This is a genomic window from Mycobacterium sp., from assembly GCF_049281135.1.
Lineage (GTDB): Bacteria > Actinomycetota > Actinomycetes > Mycobacteriales > Mycobacteriaceae > Mycobacterium.
Window position 1 is genome coordinate 1 of the sequence record NZ_JBAPRN010000375.1, and the last position, 13,494, is coordinate 13,494.

At 68.4% G+C, this 13,494-nt stretch carries 12 protein-coding genes; 5 read left to right on the plus strand and 7 right to left on the minus strand.

The genetic code is table 11. The features are described 5' to 3' along the window. The coding region (locus tag WAN02_RS15105; RefSeq protein WP_422265012.1) for an ATP-dependent helicase at positions 1–1,508 on the minus strand (1,508 nt) is incomplete at its 3' end. After that, entirely contained in the window at positions 1,505–4,639 is a 3,135-nt protein-coding gene (locus WAN02_RS15110; RefSeq protein WP_422265014.1) for an ATP-dependent helicase, read from the minus strand. The genes WAN02_RS15105 and WAN02_RS15110, both read right to left, overlap by 4 nt. Positions 4,640–4,685: 46 nt before the next feature. Between WAN02_RS15110 and WAN02_RS15115 the strand changes: the two genes are divergently transcribed. Together WAN02_RS15115 and WAN02_RS15120 are read left to right on the plus strand one after the other, a co-directional pair. Continuing rightward, a complete protein-coding gene (locus WAN02_RS15115) occupies positions 4,686–5,498 on the plus strand; it encodes an alpha/beta hydrolase (RefSeq protein WP_422265024.1) in 813 nt (270 codons plus the stop codon). A gap of 2 nt (positions 5,499–5,500) precedes the next feature. Beyond that, the gene (locus tag WAN02_RS15120; RefSeq protein ID WP_422265015.1) at positions 5,501–5,803 is read left to right on the plus strand and encodes an MGMT family protein; all 303 of its coding nucleotides are present in this window, start codon (positions 5,501–5,503) and stop codon (positions 5,801–5,803) included. A 146-nt stretch (positions 5,804–5,949) separates the two neighbouring features. Here the strand turns inward: WAN02_RS15120 and WAN02_RS15125 are convergent, their stop codons facing one another. From WAN02_RS15125 to WAN02_RS15135, 3 genes are all read right to left on the minus strand, one after another. Then, positions 5,950–6,804: a TIGR02569 family protein gene (locus tag WAN02_RS15125; RefSeq protein WP_422265016.1), complete on the minus strand. Its 855-nt coding sequence runs from the start codon at positions 6,802–6,804 to the stop codon at positions 5,950–5,952. 68 nt (positions 6,805–6,872) lie between these two features. Further along, positions 6,873–8,033 (minus strand): adenylyltransferase/sulfurtransferase MoeZ, encoded by a 1,161-nt coding sequence (gene moeZ / locus WAN02_RS15130; RefSeq protein WP_422265017.1) that lies wholly within the window; start codon positions 8,031–8,033, stop codon positions 6,873–6,875. Positions 8,034–8,061: 28 nt separating this feature from the next. Beyond that, positions 8,062–9,114 carry a DUF3152 domain-containing protein gene (locus WAN02_RS15135; RefSeq protein WP_422265018.1) on the minus strand — a complete coding sequence of 351 codons (1,053 nt, stop codon included), beginning with the start codon at positions 9,112–9,114 and terminating at the stop codon, positions 8,062–8,064. A gap of 168 nt (positions 9,115–9,282) precedes the next feature. Between WAN02_RS15135 and WAN02_RS15140 the strand changes: the two genes are divergently transcribed. After that, positions 9,283–9,939, plus strand: a complete 657-nt coding sequence (locus tag WAN02_RS15140) for a TetR/AcrR family transcriptional regulator (protein ID WP_422265019.1) — start codon at positions 9,283–9,285, stop codon at positions 9,937–9,939. Here WAN02_RS15140 and WAN02_RS15145 read toward each other — a convergent pair. Continuing rightward, positions 9,926–10,174 carry a DUF3107 domain-containing protein gene (locus WAN02_RS15145; protein ID WP_422265020.1) on the minus strand — a complete coding sequence of 83 codons (249 nt, stop codon included), beginning with the start codon at positions 10,172–10,174 and terminating at the stop codon, positions 9,926–9,928. The two genes, WAN02_RS15140 and WAN02_RS15145, sit on opposite strands and share 14 nt — an antisense overlap. Positions 10,175–10,505: 331 nt before the next feature. Between WAN02_RS15145 and WAN02_RS15150 the strand changes: the two genes are divergently transcribed. Further along, positions 10,506–11,021: an MmpS family transport accessory protein gene (locus WAN02_RS15150; protein WP_422265021.1), complete on the plus strand. Its 516-nt coding sequence runs from the start codon at positions 10,506–10,508 to the stop codon at positions 11,019–11,021. Here WAN02_RS15150 and WAN02_RS15155 read toward each other — a convergent pair. Then, on the minus strand, positions 11,018–11,713 hold the full coding sequence (locus WAN02_RS15155) for a ferritin-like fold-containing protein (protein WP_422265022.1): 696 nt from the start codon (positions 11,711–11,713) through the stop codon (positions 11,018–11,020). The two genes, WAN02_RS15150 and WAN02_RS15155, sit on opposite strands and share 4 nt — an antisense overlap. 272 nt (positions 11,714–11,985) lie before the next feature. On the opposite strand from WAN02_RS15155, the gene WAN02_RS15160 reads away from it, so the two are divergent. Next, the coding region (locus tag WAN02_RS15160; protein ID WP_422265023.1) for a DEAD/DEAH box helicase at positions 11,986–13,494 on the plus strand (1,509 nt) is incomplete at its 3' end.

Here is a 13,494-nt window from a genome sequence, read left to right on the forward strand (position 1 = left end):
GTGAGGACCCGCATGGCGGCCGCACCGGCCGTCGGGTCAGCGACCAAGCGCAGCATCGCGACCACGTCGGCCACTTCAGGCACCGAGAGCAAGCCGGCCAGTCCGACCACTTCCACCGGGACACCGCGAGCGCGCAGCGCGGTGGCGATAGGTGCCGCATCGGCGTTGCGGCGCAACAGAACCGCCGCGGTCGGCGGCGCGACGCCGTCGGCGGCGGCCTGCTGGTAGCGCTGCTGCAGATGATTGGCGACCCACTCCCGTTCGGCCTGCACATCGGGCAACAACGCACAGCGCACCGTGCCGGGTTCGGCGTTGGGACGGGAGCGAAGCGCACGCACCGCCACCGATCGTTGTCGGGCTTCCGCCGAGACGGCGTTGGCGACGTGCAAGGCCGACGGTGGGTTGCGCCAGCTGGTCCGCAGCTCCAGCACCGGCGCGGGGGTGCCTTCGGGCAGCGGGAAGTCAGTGGTGAACCGCGGCAGGTTGGTCGCCGAGGCGCCGCGCCAGCCGTAGATGGACTGGATCGGGTCGCCGACGGCGGTCAACGCCAGTTCTTCGTCGACGCCGCCGCCGAACAGCGACGACAACAGGACGCGCTGGGCGTATCCGGTGTCCTGGTATTCATCGAGCAGTACCACTCGGTAGCGACTGCGCAACTGCTGACCGACCTGCGGGACCGCCGAGACCAACCGCGCGGCCGAGGCCATCTGGCCGCCGAAGTCCATCACCTTCTCCGCCCGCATCCGCCGGTGCAGGGCGTCGATCAGCGGCACCAGCTCGGTGCGCTCGGCTTGGGTGGACAACATTCGCAGCAACCACTGGCTCGGGCCGCGGTCCCGCTGGTAAGGGCCGGCGGGCAAGGTGTGCACCAGCCGTTCGAGCTCGACATGGGTATCGCGGAGCTGGTCGGTGTCAACCAGATGCTCGGCGAGTTGACCCGACAGCCGCAGCACCATCGCGGTGACCGCGGCCGGGTTCTTCTCGGTGCGCAGCTCACCGGAGTATGCGTTGACGACGTCGAAGGCCAGCTGCCAGAGCTCAGTCTCGCTGAGCAGCCGCGTGTCGGGTTCGATCGGCGCGTGCCCAACACCCGTTGAGAGCAAACCGTATTCGCGCAGCAGTTGGCCCGCGAAGGCGTGATAGGTGCCGACCACCGGCGCACCGCCGGGCTCGTCGACCGGCAGACCGGCCTGGCTGCCGACGATCAATCCGGTGCCGGCAAGCCGGGCCAGCCTGGACCTCACCCGTCGTAGCAGCTGTCCGGCCGCCTTGCGGGTGAAGGTCAGACCGAGCACCTGGCCCGGCTCGGCATAGCCGTTGGCCACCAACCACACCACCCGTGCCGCCATCGTCTCGGTTTTTCCGGCGCCCGCGCCCGCGATGACAACCAGCGGTCCCGGTGGCGCGGCGATGACCGCCGCCTGTTCCGCAGTGGGCTCGAAAAGACCTAGTGCGCTTGCTAATTCGCAAGGGCTGTAGCGTGCTGACACCGATGCCAGGGCGGTCATAGCGACCCCTTTCCGTCGATGCCCGTGTGGGCGGGGCAGCTTGGCCGCAGCGGGCAGTGCGCGCAGCCGTCGTTGATTCGGGCGACGAACTGCGGCCCGGCCGTCGCATCGGCCGCGTCGCGGATGCTTTTCCGCCAGTGTTGACGCGCTTCGGGTGTCAACGAGTCCTGCTCGCGTTCGGTGGCACCTGCCGCGCCCGTCTTCCCCAGGTAGACCAGCCGCCCGCCGCCGGGTTCGTCACCGTGAGCCACCAGGCCCTCGGCCACCGCGAGCTGATAGGCCGCCAGCTGGGCGTGCCGCTGCGCATCGTCCTTGCTCACCGGTGTCTTGCCGGTCTTGACATCGACGATCACCAGCCGGCCCGCGGCGTCGCGTTCGATCCGGTCGACCCGGCCTAGCAGCCGCACCCCGCGGTCGATGACACCGCCATCCAGGACACCGTCGACGTCGACCTCGACGCCGACCTCAGTCAGCTCACCGCGGGTTTGCGCCCGCCAAGTCAGGAACGTCTCGATCATCGCCCGATGCCTGGCCAGCTCGTTGGCCGAATACCACTGCGATTCGAACGGCAACTGCTGCCATGCCCGCTCCAGGGCAGCCAGCAGTTCAGCCTCGCCGCCAGCCGGTTGGGCGATCAGCGCGTGCAGCACCGAACCGACCGTTGACCCCAGATCGCGGGGATCGGTCCCGCCGTGTCGCTCGGCCAGCCAGCGCAGCGGGCAGTCGGTCAACGTCTGCAGGCTTGACGGGGTCAGCGTGACGATATGGTCGTCGCCGCTCCACATCGGTTCGGTGGTACTAACCGGTGACATGCCATACCAGCCGGCCGGGTCGGCGCTCGGCACGCCTGCCGCCGCCAGCCGAGCCAATTGTGTTGCCGCGCAGTTCCGCATCGTGTCGCTGACCACGCCTTGGGGCGCGCACACCACGCCGCGCAGCCGACCGACCACCGCGGTCGCCGACAGCACTCGAGGCGCCGTCACCGGCTGGAGCGCGGCGTCGGCGGATCCGGTGGCCCACTGCGCGATCTCGGCGAAGAACGGCGACGGCATGTTGGCTTCGTCGTCGCCGTTCGCCTCTCCGTCGACCGCCGTCACGATCAACCGCCTGCGGGCCCGGCCCATCGCGGCCACCAGCAGTCGCCGCTCCTCGGCGAGCAGCGGTGCCCGCATCGACGCGCTCTCGGCAACCCCGTCCAGCACGTCCAGGAGTCGCTGTGTGCCGAGCACCCCCCCACGTGGAGTCGTATTGGGCCACAACCCTTCCTGCAGGCCTGCGATAACCACGAGATCCCACTCGTGGCCGATCGCCGCGTGCGCGCTGAGCACCGCGACCTCCTCGGCGGCGGCCGCCGGCGCAGGCCCCGCCGCCAACAGTCGGTGCGTGACCAGGTGGTCGATCAGCCCGCGCAGCGACGCACCGGCGGTGCGGGACAGGTACTCGTTGCCGGCGTCAAACAGTGCCGTCACCGCGTCGAGGTCACGGCCGGCCTGCGCACCCGACGTCCCACCGCGCTCGCACGCGGTCAGCCAACGGCGTTGCAAACCAGAGCGGTGCCAGGCCGCCCACAGCGTGTAGCGCGGGTCTTCCCCGCGCCGATGCGAGCCCGCGGCGGCATCCAGCACCGCGCGGACCCGCTGCAACGGCCTGGCCTGAGTCGCGGCCAGCCGGGCCGTGGAGCCGCCGTTCAACGCATCGACCAGCAGGTCGCCGAATTCCCTTGAGGATCCTTGGGTTTCGGCGCGGCGCAGCGTCCGTCGCAGCTGGCGAAGCGAAACCGGATCGACGCGACCAATCGGCCCGGTCAGCAGCGCGAGCGCCTGCTCGCCGTTCAGCCCGTCGGCGGTGGCGGCCAGCACTGTCAGCAGCGCCTGCACCGCGGGTTGCGCAGCCAGCGGGCCGGTGACCGCCAACGGGGCCACCGGAACACCTGCGCGGGCCAGTGCATGCGGCAGGCCGGCGGCGGCGCGCGGCACCGACCGGACGATGACCGCCATCTGCGACCACGGCACACCGTCGACGAGGTGCGCGCGACGCAGCACGTCGGCGATCATCGCCGCCTCGGAGTTGGCTGAGGTTGCGAGCTTCACCAGCACCGAACCCGAATCCTCTCCGGTGCCCTCGATTCCGCCGCCGCCGCGAAGCCGCCCGGCGATGCCGGAAACGGCCCGCGCTACGGCCGGAGCGCAGCGGTACGACGTCGTCAAGGTGACCGCAGGAGTGCCCTCACCCAGCAGCGCGGTCGGCTCAGCGCCGCGGAAGCCGAATACCGCCTGGTCCGGGTCACCGGCGAGCAGCGTGAGTTCCGCACCGGCAGCCAGCACCCGCACCAGCAGGGCGGCCTGCGGATCGAGTTGCTGCGCATCGTCAACCAGCAGAACGCCGATGCGGGCGCGTTCGGCCGCCAGCAGTTCGGGATCGACGGCGAACGCTTCGAGTGCGGCCCCGACCAGTTCGGCCGCGCCCACTGCCGGAGTCGTCGCCTGCGGAGCTGCCGTCCCGGCGGCTGCGCGCAGCAGCATCACCTGTTCGTAGTTACGCGCGAACCGGCCGGCGGCGGCCCATTCTGGACGACCTGACAGCCGGCCCACCCGCTCGAGTTGCTGAGGATCGACCCCACGTTCGGCGCAACGGGTCAGCAGCTCCCGTAATTGGGCGGCGAAACCGGCAGTACCCAGGGCCAAGCGCAGCTCGGCCGGCCATGGCGTCGACGCATCGGGACCGTCGGCGATCTCACCGGCCAACAAGTCGGCGATGATGGCATCCTGTTCGGCGCTGGTGACCAGCCTGGGCGGCGGACCGCCGGCGCGTTGCGCCGCCAGCCGCAGCACCGCGAACGCGTAGCTGTGCACGCTGCGCACCAACGGCTCCCGGATCACCGCGGGGCGGGCACCGATGTTCTGGGGGCCCAGCAGCTTCGCCGTCAGCGCGCTACGCGCCTGCGCCGAGATGCGGCCCGAACCGGTCAGCAGCAATACCGATTCCGGATCGGCGCCCCCATGGATGCGCGTGGCCGCGGCGTCAATCAGCAACGAGCTCTTACCCGTTCCCGGCCCACCGAGCACGCGCACCATCCCGCGCAGATCGGGATCGAGCATGGTGCGGGCCTCCGAGCCCCAGCGGTAAGACATAACGGGAATGACACCACGGGGGTCCGACAAGTCGGCCCGGTCGACGATGGGTGACCGCCCGGCTGGCACCATTCAACGCGTGACCCGCCTGCACGTGTACCGCTTCGGCCCACCCGGTCCCGTACAACTGCTCGCGTTGCACGGGCTGACCGGGCACGGCAAGCGCTGGGAAACGCTGGCCAGCGAACACCTGCCCGAAATCGCCTTTGCCGCACCCGATCTGATCGGGCACGGCAGGTCGTCATGGGCGGCACCATGGACGATCGAGGCCAACGTTGCCGCGCTGGCCGAGCTGCTCGAACATCAGGCCGACGACCCCGTCGTGGTGGTGGCGCATTCGTTCGGATGCGCGGTCGCGATGCACCTGGCCGCCACCCACCCCGGCCGAATCGCGGGACTGGTGTTACTCGACCCGGCCATCGGGTTGGACGGCGAGTGGATGCGTGAGATCGCCGACGCGATGCTGGCCTCCCCGGACTACTCCAACGCCGCCGAAGCCCGGGCGGCCAAAACCAATGGCTCGTGGGCGGATGTAGACCCTGCAGTGGTCGATGCCGAACTCGACGAACACCTCGTCGAGTTGCCGGGCGGGCGGTGCACCTGGCGGCTGAGCCTGCCCGCGATGATGGCCTACTGGAGCGAGCTGGCCCGCGAGATCATGTTGCCGCCCAAGAGAATTGGTACGACCCTTGTCCGGGCGGCGCGCACGTCGCCGTCGTATGTCACCGACCGACTGGTCGATGCACTGCACGAGCAGTTGGCCGCCGATTTTCGGCTTCTCACGTTCGACTGCGATCACATGGTGGCCGAGATCAAACCGGCCGAAGTCGCCGCACTGATCCGCGAACGGATGGGCTGACCGTGGCACCGGTGACCGACCACCAGGTCGAGCGGGTGCGCGAGCTGGTCGCCTCGATACCCGCCGGACGGGTATCGACATACGGCGACATCGCCGCTGCCGCAGAGCTTTCCAGCCCGCGTATTGTCGGATGGATCATGCGCACCGACTCGTCCGACCTGCCCTGGCATCGGGTGATCACCGCATCGGGACGGCCGGCCAGGCACCTGACCACCCGGCAGTTGGAACTGCTTCGCGCGGAGGGGGTTCTCGCCGTCGACGGCAAGATCGCGCTCAACGACGTCCGCTACGAGTTCCCGGATTAGCTTCCTGGTGAGCTTTCGTCGAGATCGACGCGGGCGCGGAAAAGTCCGAATGACTTGCGCGGTAATGTCGATCTCGGCGTCCAAATTACCCATTTGGCGTCGACCCTGCGGCCATCGGCGAGTCGACGAATTAATGACTCAGGATACTAGAGGACCAGTCGCACCAACGCGGCGGTGCGCGCCAGGCCAGGGAAGGCGGCAGCCGTCGAACGCGGATGCAACGCATGGACCGCGAGCCGGAACATCAACGCGCGCAACAACATCTGCGGCCACTCCGGAAGCGCGTTCCATCGGTCGATGAGGCCCTCGTCGGCCTCGCCCCACGACAACGCGTCGACGACGACCACTCCCGCCGCCCACGACGCGGGCCGCCAATACGGCGTGATGTCCGTGATGCCCGGGGCGGCGGCGCCCGCGAACAGGACCGTGCCGTAGAGATCGCCGTCGACCAGCTGGTTGGGGCTCTTGGTCGGGCGGCGCAGCCCGGCAAGCTGATTGATCAACTCGACCGACCGCTGCCCGTCCGCGGTGGGAGATGCCGAGCGGGCCGCCGCCGGCACCGACTGTAGCGGCCGATCTTCCCAGGCGGCACGGTCGGCGGCGATGAAGACGTCGACGTCGGCCCACGGCGCGGTGGGTCCCTGCGTCAGAAAACGCGGCCGTTCCAGCTTGCCGGTGGCCTCGTGTAGCCGCACCGCGGCCGACACCACCTCGTCGTGCCGCGGCTCGGGCTGGCCGGCCACGAAAGTGTCTGCTCGCCAACCGGAGACCACGTACCTTCCATCAGTCGAGCGGACCGGCCGGGCCAGCCGAACACCGTCGACGAACAGCGTCTCGCGCACCCGTGCCGACCACGCGGCGCGGGCGTTCTCGGCGACCATCGACAGCACCACTTCGCCGCACCGCCAGCCGCCCTCCCACGCAGCGCCCAGGGGTTCGGGCCGCACACCGCTCAAGCCGAACGCCGACAGCACGTGCTCCGGCGGCGGGTCGACACTCACGCGATTAGCCTAAACGGGCCCAGCGAAGTCCCGGGACTAGACACGAACTCGCAGTTTCGCGTGGCGGATCAGTACATCACCATGTCGGGCTGCATCTGCTGCGCCCAGGCCACGATGCCGCCCCGCAGGTGCACCGCGTCGGCAAACCCGGCGTTGCGGACTGCGATCAACGCCTCGGCTGACCGAACCCCCGTCTTGCAATACAGCACCGGCCTACGGTCGCGGGGCAGCCGGGACAGGCCCTCGCCGGAGCTGATCGACGAGTTCGGGATCAGCAAGGCGCCGTCGATATGGTTGATCTCCCACTCCGCGGGCTCACGCACGTCGATCAGCACGACCTTGTCGCCCGCCCCCAGCAAGTCGCTTAGCTCACCAGGGGTGATCGCTGCGTCGACGGCAGCCGGTCCGGCGGCGACTCCGCAGAATCGCTCGTAGTCGATCAGCCCGGTGATCGGCGGCGCGGCCGGATCTTTGCGGATCGCGATCGTGCGGTAGTTCATCGCCAAGGCGTCGTACAGCAGCAGTCGGCCCAGCAGCGGCTCACCGAGTCCGGTGATCAGCTTGATCGCCTCGGTGCCCATCACGGACGCGATCGAGGCGCACAGCACGCCCAGGACGCCGCCCTCGGCGCACGACGGCACCAGGCCCGGTGGGGGTGCTTCGGGGTACAGGTCGCGGTAGTTCAGGCCGCGGCCGCCGGGGGCGTCCTCCCAGAACACGGACACCTGACCTTCGAACCGGTAGATCGACCCCCAAACGTAGGGCTTGTGCGCCAACACCGCGGCGTCGTTGACCAGATACCGGGTGGCGAAGTTGTCGGTGCCGTCGAGGATCAGGTCGTAGTGCTCGAAGATCCCGACGGCGTTGCCCGCGGACAGCCGAACCTCGTGCAGGCGCACATCGACCAGCGGGTTCACCTCGGCGATCGAGTCGCGCGCGGACTGCGTCTTGGGCCGGCCGATGTCGGAGACGCCGTGGATGATCTGGCGTTGCAGGTTCGACTCCTCGACGACATCGTCGTCGACGATGCCGATCGTGCCGACGCCGGCTGCGGCCAGGTACAGCAGCGTGGGTGCGCCGAGGCCGCCTGCTCCGATCACCAGCACCCGCGCGTTCTTCAGCCGCTTCTGCCCGTCGACTCCAAGATCGGGGATGACGAGATGACGGCTGTAGCGAGCGACCTCGTCGCGGGTCAACTCGGCAGCCGGCTCAACTAGCGGCGGCAACACCCCACCGAGGCTAGGCCAGATGGCCCGGCTAGGCGATCGGATACGGCCAGGGGTTGAATCGGCAGGTCTTGCCGTCCGCCTTGACGTATTCCGGGTCGAACTTCGAGTTGTCGTCGTCGGACGTGGAGAACGTCTGCTGCATCATGATCGGAGCCAGAGCGCCCTGTTTGTCGCAGGGTTCGTGGCGCAGGTAGCCGATGGCGTGGCCGACCTCGTGGTTGATCAGGTATTGCCGGTAGGAACCCACGTCGCCCTGGAAGGACACCGCGCCGCGCACCCAGCGTGCCTCGTTGATGAAGACTCGCGGCTCGACCCCGGCCCCGTAAGACGGGTTGTAGCAGGACGTCTCGAGCGGGAACTCGTACCCGCAGCCTTCCCGAACGGTCATCGGCGAGCTCAGCGAAATGCGGATATCGGGTTTGTTTCGGCCATTCGCGTCGACCCTGACGAACGCGAACTGTGCGTCGTGGGTCCAGCTCTTCGGATTGGCCAGCGTCTGGTCGACCATTGCGGCGAACGCGTCGTCACCACCGAACGCGGTGGGATCCATGCCGTTTTCCACCTCGACGGTGTACTTGAAGACCTTCGCCGTACCTTGGCCGAACTGCGGTGTGACGCCCGGGACCATATGCCAGGACTTGGCGCCTGCGCCGGTGAACGGGCCGCCATTGGGCAGCATCCCGGTTGGCAGGCTGGCGTCGAACTGGGTCAGACCGCGGGGCGGGGCATCGACGATCACCGTGCCCACCGCGCCGATCTTCGGCGGCCCCTGAATCGGCTGCCCGGACGCGGGCGCGGACGCGCTGGTCCCGGTGACGGTCTGGTAGAGCACCACCCCGGTGACGGCAACCAGCACCGGCAGCGCGTACGCGCGCCAGCCGTAGGTCGACACGAACCGTCCCAGCCAGGTCTGTTTCCGGAAACGGTTCGTGTCCCGGTTCGACCGGACCCTTCCTTCGCCACCCCACGCCAACGGGTCCCGTTGGGCGCGCAGCGGTTCTCGCCAGTCGTCGCGAAGAACCGGTGTCCGGTTGCCCCCGCGCCGGTCGGGGTCGAAGGTCACTTTCCCAGGATGGCACAAACGCCGCTAGCTGGGACTCTCGGCGCGCCCGAACGCCCTCGTGAGACGCCGCCCTGCCGACATTCAAGCCGTGACTGGTGATCGAAAATGCGAGGCGGGTAGTAGTGTTCTTGCGATCAACAGCGCACTCGCAAACACCGGCGCTATGACAAGCAGATTGAGGAATGGATGAGCGATCTTGCCAACGCCGCCGGACGGAGTGGGGTGAAGCCCGGCACCTCTGCTCGGCGCGGCAACCGACTGCCTCGTGACGAGCGTCGGGGCCAATTGCTCATGGCTGCCAGCGACATTTTCGTCGACCGCGGCTACCACGCCGCCGGAATGGACGAGATCGCCGAGCGCGCCGGCGTCAGCAAACCCGTTCTTTACCAACACTTTTCGAGCAAATTGGAGCTGTACCTAGCGGTCTTGGCGCGCCATGTCGAGAATTTGGTGTCCGGCGTGCGCCAAGCCCTGCGAACCACCACCGACAACCGGCAACGGCTGCGGTCGGCCGTGCAGGCCTTCTTCGACTTCATCGAGCACGACGGCCAGGGCTACCGGTTGATCTTCGAGAACGACAACATCACCGAGCCTCAGGTTGCGGTACAGGTACGAGTCGCCACCGAGTCGTGCATCGACGCGGTCTTCGACCTGATCAGCGCCGACTCCGGGTTGGACCCGCACCGCGCCCGGATGATCGCCGTGGGTCTGGTCGGGGTCAGCGTCGACTGCGCCAGGTACTGGCTGGACTCTGATCGGCCGATCACCAAGGACGACGCCGTTGACGGCACCGTGCAGTTCGCCTGGGGCGGCCTGTCACACGTGCCGCTTACCCGCTCTTAGCGGCGACGCTTCCGATCCCGAAGCCGACGCGCCGCGAGTCCGCGGCGCCGATCTCGACGTAGGCGATCTTGGCCGAGTTGACCACGAAGCGGCGGCCCTTGTCGTCGGTCAGGGCGAGCACATCGGAGCTCTTGCCCAGCGCGGCGGTGACGAGTTCTTCGACCTCGCTGGGTGTTTGCGCGGTGTTGAAGACCAGCTCGCGCGGGCTGTCTGTGATACCGATCTTGACCTCCACGCCGGCCCCTTCCCGATCCTCGTTAGTCGATGCTTCGACAAGGCTAGTGGACGCCCGGTGAGTGCGCGGAAAGCCGGTCGCCGGCAAGGATTCGCGAGCGCCGGGGAAACCGGCCTCCGTTGGCAAATCGTGACCTGACACGCCTGCGCACTCGGCTTCGAGCAGGTGTCACACCGATACCATCTGCATCATCAGCACCACGGAATACCTGGGCCACGAGCTCCAGGACTACTCAGATGACGAGACCGTCGACGACATCTACGCCGACGGCGATGATGCACACCCCGAGGAGCGCTGGCGCCCGATCGCGGCGATCGCCGGCATCGTCTTCGTGCTCGCCGTCATCGCCACCGTCGTGATCGTCAACGGCGGCGACAGCGCGTCGACATCAGCCACCGTGGTGGTGCCACCAAGCCGTAGCGCGTCACCGCGGCCCAGCTTGGTGCCGGTCCTGCCGCCCGAGACGGTCACCACCGTCACGCCCCCTTCGCGTCAACCGAGCCCGACGGCCACCAGCACCACGCCGACGGAGACCCCGCCGCCCGTCGCTGTCCCGGCGGTGCCGCCGGACGTCGCCGAGCGCACCTTTGTTTATCGGGTCACCGGCACCAAGGGTCTTCTCGACCTGGTCACCGTCGTCTACACCGACGCGACGGGTGCGCCGCAGACCGACTTCAACGTGTCGCTGCCGTGGTCCAGGACCGTTGTGCTGAACCCGGGAGTCGGTGTCAGATCCGTCGTGGCGACGAGCCTGACCGGCCACCTCAACTGCTCGATCAGCGATGGCGTGGGTCAGAACGTGGCGATCTCGACGAGCAGCGCGATGATCGCGACCTGCAGCCGCTAGGCCAGGCCCAGCTCGCGCATCCGGTCATCGTGCAGGCGCTGAAGCCGTTCGAAGAAACCGGCCAATTGCGTCAACCCGTCGGTTCTCGACACCACCAGGTCGACCAGCTCGTCGTGTTCGGCCAGCACGTACTGGGCCTGGGTGATCGCTTCGCCCAGCAGACGCCGTGACCACAACGCCAGCCGGCTGCGCTGTCTGCCGCTCTTGGTCACCGCTGCGCGCACCTCGGCGATGACGAACTGCGAGTGTCCGGTCTCAGCCATCGTCGCGCGCACGACGTCGGCAACCTCGTCGGGCAGCCCGTCGGCGATCTGCAGATAGAAGTCGGCGGCCAGCGAATCACCGACGTAGGTCTTAACCAAAGCTTCCAGCCAGGTGCTCGGCGTGGTGAGCCGGTGGTAGCCGTCAAGGGCGGAGGCGTACTTCGAAATCGCCGGCACCACATCGACGCCGCGGCTCTCCAAGGTGTCGTGGAGCAACTCGTAGTGCCCCATCTCAGCTGCCGCCATGCTCGCCATCGAGATCCGGCCCCGCAGATCAGGCGCCATCCGCGCCTCTTCGGTGAGCCGGTAGAACGCCGCGACCTCGCCGTAGGCCAAGATCGCGAACAATTCGTTGACGCCGGGATGGTCCGCGGGCAGGCGTGGCGGAGGCGGATCAGCCAGCGTGTCGCCCGGCGAAAGCGGAGTCATGCCAACACTCTAGGTGCCATCCGTGGCGACCCGCTGCGCGCGGCAAAGCCGCGCTGGCGATCGCCACGGGGACCCACCAGCTACAATCAATCCGGGTGACGGCGGTAGATCCGTACCACCGCTGCCCTAGCAATGTGCGTGCACGCAGTTGGCCCGCCTCAGTAAGCGCAGGGCCCGCGAATCGGCAACGTATTCGACAGTCAACTGGTGCGCGCGTGACCGCAACGATTGACAAATCGAATACGAACCCGAAAGGCATACGTGCTTCACGCATGACTCCACTCATCACACCCAACCGAGCCGCAGCCGAGACCACCTTTGCCGACCTCGGTGTCCGCGACGAAATCGTCCAGGCACTGAAAGAGGAAGGCGTCGAACACCCCTTTGCCATCCAGGAATTGACGCTGCCGCTGGCACTCACCGGCGACGACCTGATCGGGCAAGCCCGCACCGGAATGGGCAAGACGTTCGCGTTCGGCGTGCCGCTGCTGCAGCGGATCACCACTGCGGGGCCCGATCGGCCCCTGTCCGGCATCCCCCGGGCACTGATCGTGGTGCCTACCCGCGAACTGTGCCTGCAGGTCTACGGTGACCTGTCCACCGCCGCCAAGTACCTGACCACCGACGACGAGCGAAAGCTGTCGGTGGTCTGCATCTACGGCGGCCGGCCATACGAGCCGCAGATCGAGGCGCTGCGCGCCGGCGCCGACGTCGTGGTCGGGACGCCCGGGCGGTTGCTCGACCTGGCCCAGCAGGGACACCTGCAGCTCGGCGGCCTGTCGGTGCTGGTGCTCGACGAGGCCGACGAGATGCTCGACCTGGGCTTCCTGCCCGACATCGAAAGAATTCTGCGCCAGATCCCCGACGAGCGGCAGGCGATGCTGTTCTCAGCGACCATGCCGGACCCGATCATCACGCTGGCCCGCACCTTCATGAACCAGCCCACCCACATCCGCGCCGAGGCGCCGCACTCCTCGGCCGTGCACGACCTGACCAAGCAGTACGCCTACCGCGCGCACGCGATGGACAAGGTCGAGCTGGTCAGCCGGGTGCTGCAGGCGCGCGGGCGCGGCGCGACGATGATCTTCACTCGCACCAAACGCACCGCCCAGAAGGTCGCCGACGAGCTGGCCGAACGCGGTTTCGCCGTCGGCGCCGTGCACGGCGACCTGGGTCAGATCGCCCGCGAGAAGGCGCTCAAGCAGTTCCGCACCGGCGCCATCGACGTGCTGGTCGCCACCGACGTGGCGGCCCGCGGGATCGACATCGACGACATCACCCACGTCATCAACTACCAGTGCCCGGACGACGAGAACACCTACGTGCACCGCATCGGCCGCACCGGCCGGGCCGGCAAGACCGGCATCGCGGTCACGCTGGTCGACTGGGACGAGCTGGCCCGCTGGACGATGATCGACAAGGCGCTCGGGCTGAACTGCCCGGACCCGGCTGAGACCTACTCCAACTCGCCGCACGTCTACATCGAGCTGGACATTCCGACCGACATCCAGGGCTCCATCGGGGCCCCGAAGAAATCGCCGGTCAAGCGCACGGCGTCGGGCGGCCGCAATGGCGAGTCGGGCGGCCGCAATGGCGAGTCGGGTGGTCGCAATGGCGAGTCGGGTGGTCGCAATGGCGACGAGCCCGCGCAGCAGCGCAACAGCAACCGGCAACGACGCCGCACCCGCGGCGGCCAGTCCGCGACGGGCCATGCCGATGCCAACGGCAACGCCGACACGGATGCGTCGACCCCCGCCGCGGATGCCGGGTCCGGCGATGGC